This is a genomic window from Microvirga sp. HBU67558, from assembly GCF_018069605.1.
GTDB lineage: Bacteria > Pseudomonadota > Alphaproteobacteria > Rhizobiales > Beijerinckiaceae > Microvirga > Microvirga terrae.
Genome location: NZ_JAGPUP010000507.1, coordinates 19,520 through 39,294, shown reverse-complemented (window position 1 = coordinate 39,294; position 19,775 = coordinate 19,520). Strand labels below are relative to the sequence as shown.

At 63.7% G+C, this 19,775-nt stretch carries 18 protein-coding genes, 2 tRNA genes and 1 pseudogene; 16 read left to right on the top strand and 5 right to left on the bottom strand.

All coding sequences use genetic code 11. The features are described from left to right. Positions 1–450: 450 nt before the first annotated feature. Positions 451–1,248 carry an outer membrane protein gene (locus KBI52_RS12785; protein ID WP_210807880.1) on the bottom strand — a complete coding sequence of 266 codons (798 nt, stop codon included), beginning with the start codon at positions 1,246–1,248 and terminating at the stop codon, positions 451–453. Positions 1,249–2,014: 766 nt separating this feature from the next. Between KBI52_RS12785 and KBI52_RS12780 the strand changes: the two genes are divergently transcribed. The 3 genes and pseudogenes from KBI52_RS12780 to KBI52_RS34120 all read left to right on the top strand — a co-directional run. Continuing rightward, entirely contained in the window at positions 2,015–3,946 is a 1,932-nt protein-coding gene (locus KBI52_RS12780) for an adenylate/guanylate cyclase domain-containing protein (protein WP_210807878.1), read from the top strand. A 265-nt stretch (positions 3,947–4,211) separates the two neighbouring features. Beyond that, positions 4,212–5,563, top strand: a protein-coding gene (locus tag KBI52_RS12775; protein ID WP_210807876.1) for an IS3 family transposase whose coding sequence is annotated in 2 segments (ribosomal slippage) — positions 4,212–4,548 and positions 4,548–5,563 — 1,353 coding nt in all. Because the reading frame shifts where the segments join, the coding sequence is not laid out codon by codon here. A gap of 117 nt (positions 5,564–5,680) precedes the next feature. Continuing rightward, positions 5,681–5,926 (top strand): annotated as a pseudogene (locus tag KBI52_RS34120) (M48 family metallopeptidase); the annotation flags it as partial. Between the two features lie 569 nt (positions 5,927–6,495). Here KBI52_RS34120 and KBI52_RS12765 read toward each other — a convergent pair. Continuing rightward, positions 6,496–6,585: transfer RNA gene (locus tag KBI52_RS12765), tRNA-Ser, on the bottom strand. A 261-nt stretch (positions 6,586–6,846) separates the two neighbouring features. Here KBI52_RS12765 and rplU point away from each other — a divergent pair. The 5 genes from rplU (at position 6,847) to proB (ending at position 10,664) form a co-directional block, all read left to right on the top strand. Then, positions 6,847–7,239, top strand: coding sequence for a 50S ribosomal protein L21 (gene rplU / locus KBI52_RS12760; protein ID WP_173946682.1), 393 nt, complete (start codon positions 6,847–6,849; stop codon positions 7,237–7,239). Between the two features lie 34 nt (positions 7,240–7,273). Further along, positions 7,274–7,540, top strand: a complete 267-nt coding sequence (gene rpmA / locus KBI52_RS12755; protein WP_152710638.1) for a 50S ribosomal protein L27 — start codon at positions 7,274–7,276, stop codon at positions 7,538–7,540. A 178-nt stretch (positions 7,541–7,718) separates the two neighbouring features. Beyond that, the gene (locus KBI52_RS12750; RefSeq protein ID WP_173946683.1) at positions 7,719–8,369 is read left to right on the top strand and encodes a GNAT family N-acetyltransferase; all 651 of its coding nucleotides are present in this window, start codon (positions 7,719–7,721) and stop codon (positions 8,367–8,369) included. A gap of 148 nt (positions 8,370–8,517) precedes the next feature. Continuing rightward, a complete protein-coding gene (gene obgE / locus KBI52_RS12745) occupies positions 8,518–9,552 on the top strand; it encodes a GTPase ObgE (RefSeq protein ID WP_173946684.1) in 1,035 nt (344 codons plus the stop codon). Continuing rightward, a complete protein-coding gene (gene proB / locus KBI52_RS12740; protein ID WP_210807874.1) occupies positions 9,549–10,664 on the top strand; it encodes a glutamate 5-kinase in 1,116 nt (371 codons plus the stop codon). The genes obgE and proB overlap by 4 nt, the downstream gene beginning before the upstream one ends. Here the strand turns inward: proB and KBI52_RS12735 are convergent. After that, positions 10,634–11,404 (bottom strand): DUF72 domain-containing protein, encoded by a 771-nt coding sequence (locus KBI52_RS12735; protein WP_247654354.1) that lies wholly within the window; start codon positions 11,402–11,404, stop codon positions 10,634–10,636. The two genes, proB and KBI52_RS12735, sit on opposite strands and share 31 nt — an antisense overlap. A 196-nt stretch (positions 11,405–11,600) precedes the next feature. Here KBI52_RS12735 and KBI52_RS12730 point away from each other — a divergent pair, with 196 nt between their 5' ends. The 8 genes from KBI52_RS12730 to KBI52_RS12695 all read left to right on the top strand — a co-directional run bounded on the left by KBI52_RS12730 (position 11,601) and on the right by KBI52_RS12695 (position 18,850). Next, entirely contained in the window at positions 11,601–12,842 is a 1,242-nt protein-coding gene (locus KBI52_RS12730; RefSeq protein WP_247654357.1) for a glutamate-5-semialdehyde dehydrogenase, read from the top strand. 68 nt (positions 12,843–12,910) lie between these two features. Next, entirely contained in the window at positions 12,911–13,495 is a 585-nt protein-coding gene (locus KBI52_RS12725) for a nicotinate-nucleotide adenylyltransferase (protein WP_247654356.1), read from the top strand. A gap of 150 nt (positions 13,496–13,645) precedes the next feature. Beyond that, entirely contained in the window at positions 13,646–13,975 is a 330-nt protein-coding gene (gene rsfS / locus KBI52_RS12720; protein WP_259060772.1) for a ribosome silencing factor, read from the top strand. A 15-nt stretch (positions 13,976–13,990) separates the two neighbouring features. Beyond that, the gene (rlmH, locus tag KBI52_RS12715; RefSeq protein ID WP_173946689.1) at positions 13,991–14,485 is read left to right on the top strand and encodes a 23S rRNA (pseudouridine(1915)-N(3))-methyltransferase RlmH; all 495 of its coding nucleotides are present in this window, start codon (positions 13,991–13,993) and stop codon (positions 14,483–14,485) included. A gap of 3 nt (positions 14,486–14,488) precedes the next feature. Further along, entirely contained in the window at positions 14,489–15,841 is a 1,353-nt protein-coding gene (locus KBI52_RS12710) for a murein hydrolase activator EnvC (protein WP_210807870.1), read from the top strand. Next, positions 15,841–17,157, top strand: a complete 1,317-nt coding sequence (locus KBI52_RS12705; RefSeq protein WP_173946691.1) for a S41 family peptidase — start codon at positions 15,841–15,843, stop codon at positions 17,155–17,157. Before KBI52_RS12710 ends, KBI52_RS12705 begins: the two co-directional genes overlap by 1 nt. A 218-nt stretch (positions 17,158–17,375) precedes the next feature. Further along, positions 17,376–17,924 (top strand): RNA pyrophosphohydrolase, encoded by a 549-nt coding sequence (locus KBI52_RS12700; protein ID WP_173946692.1) that lies wholly within the window; start codon positions 17,376–17,378, stop codon positions 17,922–17,924. 224 nt (positions 17,925–18,148) lie between these two features. After that, positions 18,149–18,850 carry a DUF1236 domain-containing protein gene (locus tag KBI52_RS12695; protein WP_210807868.1) on the top strand — a complete coding sequence of 234 codons (702 nt, stop codon included), beginning with the start codon at positions 18,149–18,151 and terminating at the stop codon, positions 18,848–18,850. Positions 18,851–19,030: 180 nt separating this feature from the next. Here the strand turns inward: KBI52_RS12695 and KBI52_RS12690 are convergent, their stop codons facing one another. Together KBI52_RS12690 and KBI52_RS12685 are read right to left on the bottom strand one after the other, a co-directional pair. Next, a complete protein-coding gene (locus KBI52_RS12690) occupies positions 19,031–19,225 on the bottom strand; it encodes a hypothetical protein (RefSeq protein WP_173946694.1) in 195 nt (64 codons plus the stop codon). 339 nt (positions 19,226–19,564) lie between these two features. Continuing rightward, a tRNA-Leu gene (locus tag KBI52_RS12685) sits at positions 19,565–19,649 on the bottom strand. Positions 19,650–19,775 lie beyond the last annotated feature (126 nt).

Genomic DNA, 19,775 nt, shown 5'->3' with positions numbered 1-19,775 from the left:
GAAACCAGCGACCAGGACATGGTCGACCGTTCGCCCGCCTGAGAAGTGGTGCCCGCATGTCCCCGCCGTGTCGTTTTGACTGTTCTGAAGGAAGCTGACCCTTCGAGTCAGGCAATCTCAAGGCAGGAGCCGATCCCGTTTCCTCTGCATCTGGAACTCCGGGCATCATTACTCGCCTTTCCATGAGTTTTGTGCCGATCCGATCGCAGCTGTGAGGATCTCGCAGCCGGCGCAATGCGGGCTCTCGTGACGAAATGCAGAGCGAGTGTTTCCATCAGATAAGCAGCAGCCGCGAATTGGCTCGACATGATGATGCAAATACATTGATTGAGACCTGCTCCATATCCGGCGTTCTGTGCAATTGCCCCCATGTCCCTATTTCTTGGCGTCCGCACAACAAAAAGGCCCGGGCTGCCCCGAGCCTCTTCGACTGCTGCTGATGCGGCGATCTTAGTAGGTGCCGAACTTGAAGTTCAGCTTGGCCCGCGCGACGAAGAAGTCCTGCTCGTCGTTGTTGCGCGGCAGGAACACATTGACCGGGGCGCCGCCCACTGGCGTAAAGGTCCCGATGGGACGATTGATGTCGTCATCGTCTTGATCGATGCTGACCCACAGACCCTCCAGGCCGAGGGTGACCGCACTGTTGCCGCCGAACAGGTTGAAGTTCGTGGGAAGCGCCCACTCGACACCACCGCCGACGGCCCAGCCGGTGTTGTCTTCCGTGTAGGCCAGACCACCCGTGGCGTAGACCAGGAAGCGGTCGAACGCGACACCGGCGCGCAGCCGCACCGAGCCCCACCAATCCGCACCGTTCTCGAACTCGCCGGGCACAAAGGTGCCGCCGGCAAAGCCCGGGCCCGGGATGAACACCGCGTTGTTGTCGTCGTTGTTGTCGATGCCCTGGATGTCGGCTTCGGCACCGATCACGAACGAGCCGATCTGGTAGTTGTAGCCGATCTGGCCGCCGCCGGTGAAGGTGGCATCGTTGTTGTTATCGAACAGGAGCGTGCCGCCCGCGATGCCGCCCGGAACGCCGGGGCCGGTCAGGATCACGGGTTCGTCGTTGCTGTCGCGCCAGCCCCAGCCGAGGTTGCCACCGACATAGAAGCCGGTCCAGGTGAAGACCGGCACGGCCGCGATGACCGGTGGAGGGGCCGCACGGACCGGCAGATCCGCGGCGGACAAGGACGAAACAGCCCCCGTTGTGAGGGCTGTGGCAGCGAGCAGGCTAAGAATACGAGTTTTCATGAGCAATCCCCTTGTGGGCGAGATTCACAAGGGCAGAGTATGGCTCGACGGCCAAGAAGGGCTATAGCAAAGGTGCAACACTTGTTTGGACTCTACTATTTAGGTCAGTATAGCTGATATGAATGTACACCTAAACTTTCGTGAATACTTTTGTTGGATTTGACACGCCGCGTGGGACATGACCTACTGGCCTGACTTCGGCGTAATCCCCGAAGGCGAGGAGATCACTCAGACCCTGCCCTCCATGGGGCAGGGTTTTTTTATGGCACACCTCTCACGACCGTTCAGGTCCGCAAACGGCCGTCCGAGAAATTCTCTCCGCCGCAAGCCATTGGCGGATATAGCACGTGACCCCACCAAGTGCCCTGGAGCACGTAGAGAACGCAGAAACCCTTTGGGATCGCAAAACCGCTCAGGATTGGAGAGTTGCCCCTTGACCCATTAGAGAACGACATCGGCACAGGGCTGACCTTAGCCGTATTTCTGCAATGCGCCTGCGAGCTGACTTTCGCGTGACTTGGCTTGAGTGCCCAGACTGATCCAGGCCAACGCGCTCCGACTGGCTCCTCATCGGCTCTCTCGCCCGTAGACGCAGAGAGGCGCCGCCACATCGGCTTGGCTACCGCGCATATTCTAGGTCAACTGTTACCGGCACCATCGCTCTGGCAGTCCTTTGCAACCGAGCTTATACTGTCTAGCTTTAGAGGCGTTAGCCGGTACACTGGCTCGGCCGCCGTTGGGGCGGTATGACCGGAAGGCTGGGGTCATGCGGTTTCGGTTCGGCTTTCAACTCTCCGTCACGGCACTGTTCGTCGCGGTCGTGCTCGCCGTCGGCCTTGCCCTCGTCTTCCTCAGCTTCGACCGCGCTCGTTCCATCACCCGGTCGGCGGCTCTGAGCTTCATTGACCGGGTCGCCGACCATACAGCCGACCGTGTGAACGGACAGTTCAAGGACGTCCTCGATATCCTGGAGGTGTTGCGACAGCTCCAGCCCGTGGAGTCCGGTACAATCCTGGGCAATCCACCTCTCTATGCGACGCTCGCAGCGCTCCTGCGTCGGCACGGGCAGCTTTACAATCTCTACGTTGGATACGAGGACGGCGGGTTCATTGAGCTCGACCTGCTGGATCGGGCAGGACCTGCGGTCCGCGCACAACTCCAAGCGCCGCCTGAGGCCACCTTCCGGCTGACCGTGATGGAGATGCTGGCGGGAGACGCAAACCGGACCCGATTCACGTCCTATTTCTCGACCGACCTCACCGTCCTCGCTCAGGAACACCGCGTAGCTGATTATGACCCGCGCGAGCGACCATGGTATCGAGACGCCTTCCGGCCCGGAGCCGGTCCGATCACCGAGCCTTATGTCTTCAAGATCGCCAACCTGATCGGCTACACCGTGCGGGCACCATTCCCGCAGGGGCGACGTGGTATTGTGGCCGGGGACATCCTGCTCGCTGAGACAGATTCATTTCTGCGTTCACAGAGACTCGGTCCGTCAGGTGTCGTGTTTATCTTCGATGATCGCGGACGGATCATCGGCCATCCCCGCATGACCGAGATCCTGAACGCCCAGGCGGCGAGCGGGTCGCTCGACTTGCCGCACCTCGGCCAGCTTGTGGCGGTCGACATTGCCCAGCCGCTGAGCGCTTGGCGGCAGGGCGGGGCGGCACGACAGATCTTCGAGGCGACGGACGGGCGGACATACGTTGCGGCATTCCGCTCAATCCAGTCGGCTGGATCCTCTGGCCTGCGTCTTGCCGTTATGGCGCCTCTCGACGAGTTCTTCGCCGAGATCGAGGCCGGACGGCGCCAACTGTTCCTCCTGGCGCTTGGCTTCGTCCTTGCGGCACTCCCGGTCGTGTGGTGGATTGGATCAATGCTGTCGGGCTCTATGAAGGCGCTGGCGCTCGAGACAGACCGTATCCAGAGGTTCGAGACGGGCGGGGATCCGAGGCGGATTCGTTCGATCATCCGTGAGATCGACGACCTCGGACGATCTGTGGCCACGATGCAGACCGTGGTGCGGGCATTCGCGAGCTTCGTGCCGAAGCGCCTTGTTCAGCAGCTGGTGGCTACCGGTGATGCCCTCGAGCCGGGCGGGTCACGCCGAGAGGTCACAGTCCTGTTCACGGACATCACAGGTTTTACGGCAATCACGGAGAGGGCTGATCCTGAGCAGGTGATGCTGCGCACCTCGCGGTATCTGGCCGTTCTGTCCGCTGTGATCATGGAGCACGGTGGTACGGTCGACAAATTCGTCGGGGATGCCATCATGGCGATCTGGAACGCGCCGGCTGACGATCCGCATCATGTCGCCCATGCCTGTGCAGCGGTGCTGGCCTGCCGTGAGGCCAACCGGAGGCTCAATGTGGAGTTCGAAAAGGAGGGCTGGCCTCCTTACCGGACCCGGTTTGGGCTCCATAGCGGGGAGGCGGTCGTCGGAATCATCGGGTCGGATGATCGGATGGCCTATACGGTCCTTGGGGCGGCAGTGAACCTGGCTGCGCGGCTCGAGCCGCTCAACAAGGAATACAACACTGAAATCTTGGTCAGCGAGGCCATCCAACGCCAAGTATCTGACCGCTTCACCTTCGGGGCCGTCGACACGATCCAGCCAAAGGGCTTCGCGGCGAAGATCCAGGTATACGAACTCTGCGGTGAGCGGAATGGACAGCCCCACAGGAGCGATCGAAGCTGACGGGGATGTGTGGTGCGCAAACTTACTCGGCCCGCGACCACGCGACCCTGAAGACAGGTTGCTGGAGCTCGCGCATGCGAGGCCAAGATTGCTTTACAGCTCCATCAACTATCACTGTGAAGCGGAGCAAAGGCGGTCGTCCCCCGATCCTGTCTCAAACTGATAAGGGATCGTCATGATTGTCTGCTGTCAGCACTCATGAGACAGATCGGGCGAGTTGAAGAAGGGAGAGTTTCTGGTTCATCGTAGCCCTGAGGACGTGACGATGAGACAGAAGCCAAGACCGGCCAAGGAGCCGGCCGAGACGGTGGTCAAGGAGATCCGCCGCGCCACCCGCAAGCACTATTCCGCCGAGGAGAAGATCCGCATCGTCCTGGAAGGGCTGCGCGGCGAGGACAGCATCGCCGAGCTCTGCCGGCGTGAAGGCATCCCGCCCAACGTGTATTACCGCTGGTCCAAGGAGTTCCTGGAGGCCGGCAAGAAGCGCCTAGCCGGCGACACCGCCCGGGAGGCCAGCTCGGACGAGGTCAGGGGCCTGCGCCAGGAGGCGGCTGCCCTCAAGGAGGTGGTGGCCGATCTCACCCTCGAGAACCGCCTGCTCAAAAAAAGCATGCGCGGGGATGGGGAGGACGGCGCATGAGATACCCGGCCTCGGAGAAGATCGAGATCATCCGCCTGGTCGAGCAATCCCATCTGTCCGTGCGTGAGACCCTGGAGCGGATCGGCATCCCACGGCCAACCTTCTATCGGTGGTACGATCTCTACCAGACCGGCGGCCCTGAGGCTCTGGAGGATCGGCGCCCCTGTCCGAAGCGGGTCTGGAACCGCATCCCCGATGCGATCCGCCAGCAGATCATCCAGTTGGCGCTGGACGAGCCGGAGCTGTCGCTGCGGGAGCTGGCGGTGCGCTTCACGGACCGTCACAGCTACTTTGTCTCTGAGGCCTCCGTCTACCGCCTGCTCAAAGCACAGGACCTGATCGCCAGCCCAGCGTTCATCGTGATGAAGGCAGCAGAAGAGTTCAAGGATAAGACCTCTGCGCCCAACCAGCTTTGGCAGACCGACTTCACATACCTAAAGGTGATCGGCTGGGGCTGGTTTGACCTCTCGACCGTGCTCGACGACTTCTCGCGCTACATCCTCGCCTGGAAGCTGTGCTCCACGATGAAGGCAGACGACATCACAGATACCCTGGACCTGGCGCTCCGAGCCTGCGGTCTGGATCAGATGGAGGTGGCGTATCGGCCCCGGCTGCTTTCGGACAATGGCTCAAGCTACATCTCATCCGACTTGGCGACCTGGCTGGACGGCAAGGGCATGAGCCATGTGCGTGGGGCGCCGTACCATCCCATGACACAGGGCAAGATCGAGCGCTGGCACCAGACGCTCAAGAACCGCATCCTGCTGGAGAACTACTTCCTGCCGGGTGTTCTGGAGGCGCAGATCGAGGCCTTTGTGGCGCACTATAATCACCAACGCTCCCACGAAAGCCTGAGCAACCTGACGCCTGCCGATGTCTACTTCCAACGCGGAGAGGCCATTCTGATGGAGAGAGAAAGGATCAAACGGCAGACCATTCAAACCCGACGCTTGCAGCACCAGATGCAGGCCGCATAATCTGCAACCCGGATGAGCCAGAGTCTCCCTTAGTTCAGACCACCCGCTGTCTCAAAGACTCTGACGACGGACACCAGTTAGGCTCGCGGCTATGATGCCCCATTCGCGCGACTAGGAGTCAATCGGCCGCGCCTTATCATCCGGGACATGCGTACGAGGTGGAGGAGTTTCACTTCGGCAGGCAACCTAGTGCTGAACGCTGACTTAGTTCGCGCATCCGTATCACTCATTGATTATGTAATCGCGCATGAGCTTGCCCATGCATTAGTGCCAAATCATGGTGCAGAGTGGCGCGACGTACTTTCCCGGGTGATGCCTAATTGGATGGACCGTAAAGAGCAACTTGAACATCAGCTGCTCTGATTTGACCTGGAGCAACGATTTCGAAGCTCCGCAAACTGGGAGCGGGACTGTAGTTTGAGCAGCTTAGCTGCTTACGGAAGTTCTAGTGTCTAAGAAAGAAATCGGCTCAGCTGGATAGGATCAGCCAGGGATCAACGTCGACATTTGGTAGTCATGTTGAACCTTAGCGTTGGACGGAAAGCGGCTATCGCGGGTCAACCTAAATCGCTGCGTCGGCGGGGGCTTGCTTCTAGGCGGCTCTTCGAAACAACCAGGCCCATATGAGCCACAGTGCAGAGACGAACTGGGTAAGGATCAGGTTCTTTTCTGGCTAGATCAGCTCCGTAGAGCCCGGTCCGGTAATCAGGGCCACCACGACGATTAACACCTAAACGAGCGCTGTTACAGACAACGCACATGCCATTCCAAACTGCCATCTCCATAATGGATGGTGCAGCAACGCACGTGTCCGAGAAAGGAACATGCAATGATGAATTGCCAAGCTAGTTGCAAAGGTGGGGAATAGGGTGGGGAAGTCTTGGGGCGGCTTCCAAAAAAGGTAGACTTATCAGTATATTAGCGAATGGAAATGGCGGAGAGGGGGAGATTCGAACTCCCGATACGGTTGCCCGTATGCCGCATTTCGAGTGCGGTGCATTCAACCACTCTGCCACCTCTCCGGGGTGCGAAGGCCCTGGGACCCGCTGGTTGAGGCCGGGTGGATATCATGGGCTTGGCGGGTCTTCAAGCACCAAAAATCAGGTTTTTGATTGACAAAGGAGAGGGCAGCCCGTAGGTAGCGTCATCTATGAGCGGGTCCGCGTGCCTGCTCGTATCCATGCGGCGGCTCGAGCCTGCCGTGAACCGAAGCCGGAAACTGCCAAAAAGCCAATCCGGTGGGGCTTTCCCCGCTGAGAATTGGGTTTGAACACGAGGATCAGATGTTCGCAGTGATCAAGACCGGCGGCAAGCAGTATCGCGTTGCCGCCAACGACGTCATCACCGTCGCCACGCTCGCAGGCGAGCCTGGCACTGCCGTCACCTTCGACCAGGTTCTCATGGTCACGAACGACGGCTCGACCCAGGTGGGCGCCCCCCTGATCGAGGGCGTGACCGTGGCGGGCGAGGTGGTGGAACACACCCGCGGCGAGAAGGTCATCTCCTTCAAGAAGCGCCGTCGCCAGAATTCGCGCCGCAAGCGCGGGCATCGCCAGGACTATACCGTCGTGCGGATCACCGAGATCCTCGCCGGTGGCGAAAAGCCCAAGAAGGCTGCGGCCAAGAAGACCACCAAGGCTGCGGCTGACGAGGCTGCGCCGGCCACCGCTGAATAAGCGTCGGCATCACCCAGGAACACGGGAGTAACCCATGGCTCACAAAAAAGCAGGCGGTTCGTCTCGCAACGGCCGCGACTCCGCAGGCCGTCGTCTCGGCGTCAAGCGGTTCGGCGATCAGCAGGTCGTCGCCGGCAACATCATTATTCGTCAGCGCGGCACCAAATGGCATGCCGGCGCCAATGTCGGCATGGGCAAAGACCATACCCTCTTTGCCACGGCTGATGGCCGAGTCCGATTTCTGACGCGTCAAGGCCGAGCCTTTGTATCGGTCGTACCGGCCCAAGAGGCCGCAGAGTAAACGGCGAGAGCGAAACGAAGGAGCTCCCGCCGGCATCACACCGACCCGGCGGGTGAAGAGCTCCAGACAGGCCCTAAAGGCCAAGCTCCAATCCGAAACTGACAGGGGAGGTGGGATGTCCACCTCCCCTTCGTCATTTCTTGGGCCCAAGGAGGGCCCACCGGATCGGAGCAAGACGATGTTTCCCGACCTCACCCGTGACGATGTTTTCCGCCTCGAGACCCGCGGCCTCTGGCTGCGCTGGGCCCGTCTCGCGGATGCCCAAGCCATCGTACGCCTTGCCGGTGAGAAATCGGTCGCGGAGATGACGGCTCGAATTCCGCATCCGTATCACCCGGACGATGCCGAGCGATTTATCTTCATGTCCCGGCGGTCCAATGCGGACGGCCAGGGCCTGCAGCTCGCGATCACGCCCAAGGGCAAGCCCAACAGCCTGATCGGCATGGTGGGCATCGGTCCGGACCCCGAGACGGGAAAGCCCAGCCTCGGCTACTGGCTCGGCACCCCCTACTGGGGGAGGGGCTATGCCACCGAGGCGGCGAGAGCGCTGATCGACGCCTTCTTCGCCTATGGCGATGGGGACGAGCTCACCGCGTCGACCCGGGTCATCAACCCGGCTTCCCGGCGGGTGCTTGAAAAGTGCGGCTTCGCCTATCAGGGCGCCGGCCTTGTCGAGCTGCCGGCCCGGGGAGGGCTCTACCCGGCCGACCATTTCCGCCTCGACCGGCGGGCTTGGGAGAGCCTGAAGAGCTGGGGCCATACTGGCCTCGTGCGGGAGCCCCTCTCCGTCGAGATCGAGGTGGACCGGGGGCTGTCCCTCGCAAGTTGAAACCAAGGGAGCGCTCCCGTGATCACGGGAGCGCTTCGCTTTTATCCGCGTTGCTCCCGCAGACCGTCGCGGACGGGAGCATTTCTCAACCGCAGGGCCTGATCGGCTCTTTGCGAAAAATGCTCCAGTCCCGTAAAGGATGCGGGTTATGAAATTTCTCGACCAAGCCAAGATCTATATCCGTTCCGGCAACGGTGGCGGCGGCGCCGTGTCGTTTCGCCGTGAAAAATTCATCGAGTTCGGCGGGCCGGACGGCGGCGACGGCGGCCGCGGCGGCGACGTCTGGGCGGAATGCGTCGAGGGGCTGAACACCCTCATCGACTACCGCTACCAGCAGCACTTCAAGGCGAAGACCGGCGGCCACGGCATGGGCAAGAACCGGCACGGAGCCAAGGGCGCCGATGCGGTCCTCAAGGTGCCGGCCGGCACCGAGATCCTGGAAGAGGACGGCGAGACCGTTATCGCCGACATGACCCATGTGGGCCAGAGGGTGCTGCTGGCGAAGGGCGGCAACGGCGGCTTCGGCAACGCCTATTTCACCACCTCGACGAACCGCGCCCCCCGCCGCGCCAATCCCGGCCAGGAGGGTCAGGAGCGTACGCTCATCCTGCGTCTCAAGCTGATCGCCGATGCCGGGCTCGTCGGTCTTCCCAATGCGGGCAAGTCCACTTTTCTCGCCACCGTCACGGCGGCCAAGCCGAAGATCGCCGATTACCCCTTCACGACCCTCCACCCGGGGTTAGGCGTCGTGCGGGCGTATGGACGCGAGTTCGTGCTGGCCGACATTCCGGGCCTGATCGAGGGCGCCTCCGAGGGCGTCGGGCTCGGCGACCGATTCCTGAGCCATGTGGAGCGCTGCCGCGTTCTGCTGCATCTGGTCGAGGGGACGAGCGAGGATGCCGGGGAGGCCTACCGGACCGTTCGGCACGAGATCGAGGCCTATGGCCATGGCCTGTCCGAGAAGCCCGAGATCGTCGCGCTGTCCAAGGCCGACGCCCTGGACGAGGAGACGCTCAAGGAGCAGCTCAAGAAGCTCAAGAAGGCCGCGAAGCAGACCCCCTACGTGGTCTCGTCGGCATCCGGGCAGGGTGTGCAGGAGGTGCTCCAGGCGCTGCTGACCGTGATCGACCAAGCCAGGGCCGAAGAGGAGCCCGTCGCTCCACAGGCAGAGTGGCATCCGTGACCCCTGAACTCAGCCAGTTCCGCCGTGTGGTCCTGAAGGTTGGGTCCGCCCTGCTGGTCGACCGGGCCCGGGGCCGGCTCAACCATGCCTGGCTGGCGGCGTTGGCCGAGGATATCGCGGACCTACACGCGAAAGGCGCCGACGTTCTGGTGGTCTCCTCCGGGGCCATCGCCATGGGACGCACCGTTCTGGGCCTGCCCTCCGGTCCCTTGCGCCTGGAGGAAAGCCAGGCTGCCGCGGCCGTCGGACAGATCGCGCTCGCCCGCACCTGGTCCGAGGTGCTGGCGCATCACGGCATCACGGCCGGCCAGATCCTGGTGACGCTTGCCGACACGGAGCAGCGGCGTCGTTATCTCAATGCCCGGGCCACGACCTTGAAGCTCCTCGAGATGCGTGCCGTGCCGGTCGTCAACGAGAACGACACGGTTGCGACCTCGGAGATCCGCTACGGCGACAACGATCGCCTGGCGGCGCGCGTCGCCACCATGATCGGGGCCGATCTTCTGGTGCTGTTCTCCGACATCGATGGGCTCTACACGGCGCCGCCCGCATCCAATCCCGATGCCGAGCACATCCCGGTAGTCGAGCGCATCACGCCTTCCGTCGAGGCCATGGCCGGCGGGGCAGCCTCCGAATTGTCGCGCGGGGGCATGCGCACGAAGGTCGAGGCGGGCAAGATCGCGACATCCGGCGGCACCCACATGATCATCGCGGACGGCCGCACGAAAAATCCCTTGAAGCGCATTGCCGAGGGCGGGCGCTGCAGCTGGTTCCTGACCCCGTCCAATCCCGCGACGGCGCGCAAGACCTGGATCGCCGGCGCGCTCGAACCGCGCGGCACGCTCTACGTGGACGAGGGCGCCGCCCGCGCGCTTCAGGGTGGCGCGAGCCTGCTGCCGGTGGGCGTGCGCCGGATCGAAGGCAGCTTCCATCGCGGCGACGCGGTGGCGATCCGCAGCGAGACCCGCGTGCTCGGCCGGGGCCTCGTGGCCTACGATGCGGAGGATGCGGCGCGCATCATCGGCCGTCCCAGCCGAGAGATCGAGGGAATCCTCGGCTATCCCGGCAGAACCGAGATGATTCACCGGGACGACATGGCGCTCAGCGACTGATCGGCCGGCAGAAGCCGCAGCAGGGCCTGGGCGTCCCCGGGAGCGGCGCTTTTGATGTCGTTGTCGAAATAGACATAGACACTGCGTCCGTTCTTTCGCCAATCGGCGATATGGTGCGCCCAATCCTGCAGCGTATCGGCCGAGTAGCTGCCCTCATACCGCCCGTTCGTGCCATGCGCTCGCACATACGCGAAGTCCGCCGTCCCTTCCCACGGGGCCGGAGCATCCGCGTGGTCGGAAATGCACAGCGCCGCATTATGGTCGCGTAGAATGCGGAAGGTGGATTCCTCATACCAGCTCGGATGCCGGAACTCGAAGGCGCAGCGCCGGCCCTCCGGAATCAGCGACAGGCAGCGCGCCACCCGCTCCCGGGTCTCGGCATCTGCCTTGAAGGTAGGCGGCAGCTGGAACAGGACCGGGCCGAACTTCTCGGCCAGGACGTTCATCCGGCCGAAGACGAGATCGATGCTCTCCTCGATTCCCTTCAGCCGCTTCATGTGCGTGATGAAGCGTGAGGCCTTCCAGGCGAACAGGACACCTTTCGGGGTGGCGTCATGCCAGGCCCTGACGGCCCGCTCGGTCGGAAGGCGGTAGAATGAGTTGTTGATCTCGGCGGTATCGAAGTGCTGGACGTAATAGGAGAGGAAATCCTTGATCTTCAGGCGCGCCGGGTAGAAAGGTCCGTGCCAGGACCTGTAGTGCCAGCCCGATGTTCCGATCCGAATCTCCGCCCTCGTCATGGCGGATGAGACCGGGCGGCGTGGCTCTGACGCGGCCGGACGTGCTATGGGTTCTGAACGGCGTATTTCCCCTGAAACCGTCAGGGGCTGGGACCTGGACATGGATGAGATTCGCGCCTTGATTGCGGAAGTGCTTGCTGATCACCTCAACGCACCAGGTGCGGAATCGGTTGGAGATCCTGACGTTCCGGCCCTCATGGCCGAACTCGGCCGGCGGGCGCGAGCCGCGGCCAGGCAGGTCGCGCTGGCGAAGGTCGACGACAAGAATGCGGCGCTCAGGGCCATGGCCGCCTGCATCCGGGCTCGGGCGGATGCGATCCTGGCCGCCAATGCCGAGGATCTCGCGGACGCGAAGGCCAAGGGCCAGAGCGGCGCCTTCATCGACCGGCTCGTTCTCAACCCGGACCGTCTCGAATCCATCGCGGAGGCCGTCGAGAGCATTGCGGCGCTCCCCGACCCGGTCGGGCGCGTGCTCGCCCGATTCGAGCGTCCGAACGGCCTTGTCATCGAACGGGTGGCGACGCCGCTCGGCGTGATCGGCGTGATCTTCGAGAGCCGGCCCAACGTGACGGCGGATGCGGGGGCGCTTTGCCTCAAGGCCGGCAACGCCGCGATCCTCCGCGCCGGCTCCGAGAGCTTCCGCACGTCGCTCGCCATCGCCGAGGCGATGGGCGAGGGACTGGAACGGGCCGGTCTGCCGCGGGACGCGATCCGCCTCGTGCCGACACGCGACCGGGCAGCGGTCGGCGCCATGCTGTCGGGGCTCGACGGCCATCTCGACGTGATCGTGCCGCGGGGCGGCAAGAGCCTTGTGGCCAGGGTCCAGGAGGAGGCGCGGGTGCCGGTCTTCGCGCATTTGGAGGGTCTCAACCACGTCTATGTGCATGCCGGGGCCGACTTGGAGATGGCCAAGGGCATCGTGCTGAACGCCAAGATGCGCCGCACGGGCGTCTGCGGAGCGGCCGAGACGCTGCTGGTCGACCGGGCCTGCGCCGACACGCATCTGAGGCCCCTGATCTCCATGCTGCTCAATGCAGGCTGCGCGGTCCGCGGCGACGAGGCCGTGCAGGCGGTTGACCCGCGCGTGACCCCGGCGATCGAGGACGATTGGTGCACCGAATATCTCGATGCAGTCATCTCGGCCCGTGTGGTTGACGGCATTGAGGCTGCGATCGCGCATATCGAGGCTTACGGCTCCCACCACACCGATTCGATCGTGACCGACGATGAGGCGGCGGCTGAGCGCTTCCTGGCCGAGGTCGATTCCGCCATCGTGCTCCACAATGCCTCGACTCAGTTCGCGGATGGCGGAGAATTCGGATTCGGCGCCGAGATCGGCATCGCCACGGGGCGCATGCATGCTCGGGGGCCCGTCGGCGTCGAACAGCTGACCTCGTTCAAGTACCGCATCCGCGGCGCGGGCCAGACGCGCCCGTGAACCCTGCCTCATCCCGCTTCCGCATCAGGCCCTCGGGCCTGACCCGTCTGCCACGGGCATCCGCCGGCATGCGGATCGGCCTCTATGGCGGATCGTTCAATCCGGCCCATGCCGGGCACCGCCACGTGAGCCTCATGGCCATGAAGCGGCTCGGACTTGACCGGGTCTGGTGGATCGTCACCCCGGGCAATCCCCTGAAGGACACCGGCGAGCTGGCGACGACCGGGATGCGCGTCGAGGAGGCCAGACGGGTCTCCGACGACCCGCGCATCGACGTGACCGCCTTCGAGGATGAGATCGGAGCCCGCTACACGGTCGACACTCTGGCCTATCTCAAGCGCCGCTATCCTGGAGTCCGGTTCGTCTGGATCATGGGCGCCGACAATTTGGCGAGCTTCCACCGGTGGCGGGGCTGGCGCCGCATCGCCCGCATGATGCCCATGGCCGTGATTGATCGGCCCGGATGGACCCTGAAGGCGGCCCGGTCCCGCAGCGCCACCGCCCTGTCCTCGAGCCGGATCGGCGAGAACGAAGCCCTTGCCCTGCCAGGGCTCAAGCCGCCGGCCTGGGTTTTCCTGCACGGACCGAGATCGCACCTGTCGTCCACGAAGCTGCGCCAAATGACACGAACTTCTGCTGTCGGAAGACGTTGAAAATTGGGGCCCTCCCACATTATCTTAAGGGTCGGCACCCTCTGAGTGCCGTTGAGAAAGGGTCTGAACCTGAACCGACTATCTTCCGTCGAAGCGGACAAGAACCCGCTTCCTCCTCTCTCCGGAGCGGACGCTCCGCACGATGAGGACATCCGGGCCGTCGCCCTGACCTCCCTCGAGGATATGAAGGCCGAAAACACGGTCGAAATCGACTTGGCCGGAAAAACCTCCCTTGCCGACACCATGATCGTGACATCGGGCCGTTCCGATCGCCATGTGGGTGCCATCGCCGACCGCGTGATCAAGGATCTCAAGGACAAGGGGTTCGGAAATGCGCGCGTCGAGGGTCTTCCCGCCTGCGACTGGGTGCTGATCGATGCCGGCGACGTGCTGATCCACGTTTTCCGTCCCGAGGTGCGTGGCTTCTACAACCTCGAGAAGATGTGGGGCGCCGACCGTCCGCAGGACCGCGTCAGCTAACACAAGGCAGGATTCGTGCGACTGAGCTTGCTGGCCGTGGGCCGACTCAAGAGCGGCCCCGAACGTGAGCTCGTCGAACGTTACAAGCAGCGGGTCGAGGGCATGGGCCGTGCCCTCGGATTGGGCGGCTTCGACATCGTCGAACTGCCCGAGAGCCGGGCACGCCGCGAGGACGACCGGCGCGCGGAGGAGGCCGAGGCCCTTCTGGAGAAGGCCGGCTCGTCCGTGCTGGTCGTCTTCGACGAGCGCGGCAGGAGCCCTTCGAGCGAAGCCTTCGCCGAGCGAATCAGGCAATGGCGCGACGAGGGCCGCTCCGGCGTCGCCTGTGTGATCGGCGGGCCCGACGGGCTCGATCCCCGGCTGAGACAGCGAGCCGACTTGGTCGTGTCCTTCGGGGCGCTCACTATGCCGCACCAGATCGTGCGGGCCCTCGTGGCAGAGCAGCTCTATAGAGCCCTGACAATTCTGGCCGGACACCCTTATCATCGCGCCGGCCACGATGATTCCTGACGGATGACCTGCATCAACTCCTTCTTTTCCCGCAAGGCTCTCGGCCTTGCCGCATGGATGGTTGCCGCCAGCCTGAGCCCTGCCGGGGCCCAGCAGCCCGCGTCTGGGCCGGCGCCTCAGCCTGCCCCCGCCGGGCCGGCCGAGCAGAAGGCCCAGCGGGAAAAGGACCTGAAGGTTCTGGAGGAGGCCATCGCGGCCAATGCCGAGGCGCGGAAGCGTCTCGAGGCCGAGATCGACGACGTCAAGGCGGACCGGGCGAAGCTCAATGCTGCCCTGATCGACACCGCCGACCGGGTTCGCGGCACCGAGGACAGGATCCGCGGGCTGGAGCAGAGGCTTCAGACGCTCGGCTCCAGCGAAGCGGCCATTCGCCGCTCCCTTCAGAGCCGGCGCGGGGTCATTGTCGAGGTCTTTGCAGCCCTTCAGCGTATGGGCCGCCGTCCGCCGCCCGCCGTGCTGGTGCGGCCGGAGGACATGCTGGAGGCGGTCCGCGCCTCGATCATGCTGGGGGCCGTTCTGCCGGAATTGCGCCAGGAGGCCGAGATTCTGGCCGGCGACCTCGCCGAGCTCGTGCGCCTCAAAGAGGCCATTACGGCCGACCGCGCGACACTCAACGGGGAGCTGACCGCCCTGAGCCGGGAGCAGGAGCGCCTCGCCGCCCTCATGGACGCCCGGCAGAGCCGCATCGCCGAGGTCGAGCGCAATGCGGGAGCCGAGCGGCAGAAGGCCGAGGAGCTTGCCCGTCAGGCCGGCACCCTGAAGGAGCTGGTCGATCGCATGGAGGCCGAGATCGCCGGGGCCCGGCGCGCCGCCGAGGAGGCCCGCAAGGCCGCCGAGGCCCAGGAGCGCGAAACCCGGGAGAAATTCGCCCAGCTGGCCTTCCGGGATCCGGCCCGGCTCGCCCCGAAAATCCCGTTCTCCGAAGCGCGGGGCCTGCTGCCCCGTCCCGTCAGCGGCGAGACGGCCCTGGAATTCGGGGCTGCGGACGGCTATGGCGGAACGACGCGTGGCATTTCGATCACGACGCGGCCCAAGGCGAGTGTGGTATCACCCGCCGACGGATGGGTGTCCTTTGCCGGCCCCTTCCGGTCCTATGGTCGACTCTTGATCATCAATGCCGGTGGGGGATACTATGTTCTTCTGGCTGGTATGGACCATATCAATGTCGATGTGGGGCAGTTCGTGCTCGCAGGCGAACCCGTTGCGACCATGGGGGAAGCTCCTCTCATGAGTTTGATCGGTGCCGCCATAGAAAAGAACAATCCCGTCCTCTATGTTGAGTTCAGGAAAGACGGCGGTTCAATTGACCCAGGTCCCTGGTGGGCAAAATCGCAAAGCGAAAAGGTTCGCGGATAATGCGCAAACTATCCCTTTTGATTCTCGGTGCGGCCATCGGCGCAGGCGGCGCGACCATGGTGTCGCAGACCAGTCTCCTGTCGGGCATGAGCGCGGTTGCCGCCTCGGCCGACACGTACCGCCAGCTGAGCCTTTTTGGAGACGTCTTCGAGAAGGTCCGGACGGATTACGTAGAGAAGCCCGAAGAGTCGAAGCTGGTCGAGGCCGCCATCAACGGCATGCTCACCTCGCTCGACCCGCATTCGAGCTACATGGACGCCAAGAGCTTCCGTGACATGCAGGTGCAGACCCGCGGCGAGTTCGGCGGCCTTGGCATCGAGGTCACCATGGAGGACGGCCTCGTGAAGGTCGTGACGCCGATCGACGAGACGCCTGCGTCCCGAGCCGGCATCCTGGCCAACGACGTCATCACCCACATCAACGACGAAGCCGTTCAGGGCCTCAACCTGAACCAGGCCGTCGACAAGATGCGCGGCCCGGTCAATTCCTCGGTCACCCTGAAGATCCAGCGCAAGGAAGCCAAGGATCCGGTGGTGGTGAAGCTGACCCGCGAGACCATCAAGGTTCGTCCGGTTCGCGCCCGTGTCGAGGGCGACATCGGCGTCCTGCGCGTGACCCAGTTCAACGAGCAGACCTACGAGGGCTTGCGCTCAGGCATCGAGAAGCTCACGTCCGACATCGGCGCCGACAAGGTGGCGGGCTTCGTCATCGACCTGCGCAACAATCCGGGTGGCCTGCTCGATCAGGCGATCATGGTGTCCGACGCCTTCCTCGACCGGGGCGAGATCGTCTCGACCCGCAGCCGCAATGCCGAGGATACCCAGCGCTTCAGCGCCAAGGTCGGCGATCTGGCCAAGGGCAAGCCTCTGGTGGTGCTCGTCAACGGCGGCTCGGCTTCGGCGTCCGAGATCGTGGCCGGCGCCCTGCAGGACCACAAGCGCGCGACGGTTCTCGGAACCCGCTCGTTCGGCAAGGGCTCCGTGCAGACGATCATTCCGCTCGGCGGCAACGGCGCCGTGCGCCTGACGACGGCGCGCTACTACACCCCGTCCGGCCGCTCGATCCAGGCCAAGGGCATCGATCCGGACATCGAAGTGCTGCAGGATGTGCCCGACGAGCTGAAGGGCAAGGACGAGACCAAGGGCGAAGCCGGCCTGCGCGGGCACCTGCAGAACGGCGGCGAGAAGGAAGAGCGCGGCGGTTCCTCCGCTTACGTTCCGCCGGATCCGACCAAGGACAAGCAGCTTCTGTCGGCTTATGACCTGCTGCACGGCGTTCGCAAGGGCGCTGCCAACACCACGACGACGCCCAACTGATCGGCTTACGTCACCAAGGATCCATGGCTGCATCTGGGCCTGGCGGAATCATACCGCCGGGCCCATTTCTCATTCAGGCGCCTACAACCGTTCCGGGAGGCTTGTGCAAGGCTCGGTGAAGCGGCACTCTCTTTGCCTGCTTCGGAACCATGCGACAGCGTCGGCAGTCTTCAAGAACCGGCCGCAGCGGGTTTCGTCATCGAGGGAGTGTGTATCGGATGAGGAGCGCAAGAGGATCACAGGCCAGAAAGGATCTGCCCTATCGCTCCTGTGTCGGCGTCATGCTGATCAACAAAGCCGGCTTGGTTTTCATCGGCCGGCGCCGGTCCGAGGCCGATGCGGCCTCCGATGGCTATTCCTGGCAGATGCCGCAGGGTGGGATCGATCCCGGCGAGGAGCCCTATGAGGCCGCTCTGCGCGAACTCTACGAGGAAACCAGCGTGCGCTCCGTGAGCCTGCTGGCCGAGGCTCCGGACTGGTATGCTTATGACCTCCCGTCCATGGTAGCAGGCCGCGCCTGGCGCGGGCGCTATCGTGGGCAGAACCAGAAATGGTTCGCGTTCCGGTTCGAGGGCGACGAGAGCGAGATCAACATCCATCAGCCCGGCGGCGGTGGCCACCGGCCCGAGTTCGACGAATGGCGCTGGGAGGACATGAATCGGCTCCCCGAATTGATCATTCCGTTCAAGCGACCGGTCTACGAGAAGGTCGTCGCGGCCTTTGCGCCGCTCTCGTCCCAGAATCTGCAGACCTCCGATCATACCTGAACAGGTCAAGCTTATCCTGTCTAAGGCTGAGCTTAACCTTGGTCTAAGCGTGTCGATTCCCTCCTTAAGCTTAGATCACATAAGGGGCCAGCCTGTTCATGAAGATGAACGGGAGGTGTACGCTCAATAACTCAAAAGAGAGGGGCGGAACCCGGCCGGAAACACTTCGTTGATACGCATCTCGGAGAGCAGATGAGGGCTCTCTAATCATGGGAGATCTTGCGATGCGTACGACCTTGATGGCGACAGTTGCCGCGGTTGTTCTTTCCCTGAGCGCTGCGGCCATAGCTCAAACGGGCGGTTCTGGCAGTAGCTCGGGCGGTGCCGCGAGCGGCGGTTCAGGTGGCGCTTCCGGCGGTTCGACGGTTACCGTCCCTGGCGGTTCGTCCGGCTCCGGCGGTGCCGCGGGAGGTGCTGCCTCCGGGGTGTCTGGCGGGGCCGCATCGGGCTCCGCTTCTAGCGGCACGAGCGCGCCCTCAGGCAATGCCGGCAGCGCGACAGGCAGCGCCTCGTCCAGCACCTCCGGCGAAACGCGTGGCAACCCCACCGGGACAGCCTCCGGCGGAACGAGCGGGACCACGGGCACGACCGGGAACGCAGCCGGCAAGGCGGGCGGAACGGCCAACACAACCGGCAGCACGTCGTCCTCCAACGCGACGAGCGTCAACGTGACGTCGGAGCAGCGGACTCAGATCACCGAGTCCTTCCGTAGCGTGAATGTCCAGCCGCTCACCAACGTCACCTTCAGCGTCAGCGTCGGTTCGACCATTCCGACCTCTGTGACCACCCTCTACGACTGCCCCGACAACGTCGAACGGATCCTGACCGGCCTGCCGGAATGCAAGTACGTGGTCGTGCGCGATCAGATCGTAATCGTGGAGCCGAGCTCCCGCCGGATCGTCACGGTGATTGAGCACCGAGGCTGAGCGGGCCCGTTCCCTGGCAAGTCCGTTGACAACAGCGCGCCCGCAGCTGAGCCGCGGCGGGCACACAGCCTGCTCATCAACAGATCCGCACGTGAGTCCCGCAGCGTCCGCCACGATCACGCAGCAAGGCGCACAGGCTTGTGCGGCGGAAGGCGGCTCAAGCGATGTTTGGATGATGTCTCATGCGGCATAGGGGAAGATGCAGATCTCGGCGTCAGGTGTCTCTCGCGTGCGATGTTCCGCAAGCAGTTCCAGAGCAATCTGCGCGTAGAGGCGGAACTCGTCCTTGACGCTGTCGCGTTCACGCTCCCAAACCTGATGATCGTCCTCGGCGGTGTAGAGCGCACGGGCAACGAATTCGATTTCAGCTTCCATCACAAGCCCCTCCTTGGCCTTGAAGGCAATCGATGATGTGCGCCGAAAATTCCCCATGGCGCAGGTTCGCGCCGCCCCGATCAAAATCCGCATCTCTCTTCGGCGGCGCCATTTGTTCCAAAGAGAATGTCGCCCGCAAGATGGCAGATGGGGTAGTCCGAAAGCGCTAACGCGGAGTGTGGAGAAGCCGAGCGGAGCTGTACGCCGCATGGTTGTCACATGCGGAGAAGAGATCATCGGTGCGCTACGGGGAGCTTGCAGATGGCTGAGGATCGCCTGCCCAGGAAGGCGCGGTCGGAATCCCGAACCATCCTGCGCCATGTCAATTCGGGAAGCCGATGGTGCCCCTGGCCGGGATCGAACCAGCACTCCTTGCGGAACTCGATTTTGAGTCGAGCGCGTCTACCAATTCCGCCACAGGGGCAAGGACCCGCGACGTACCATGGCCGGCGAAGGTTGGTCAATGCGCGAGATGTGAAGGCAAGCCGCAAGGCTTGGCCCTCGCAATTCGCGGCTCCTTGTGCTCAAAGGGGCCGGGGTGAAGGCCCCG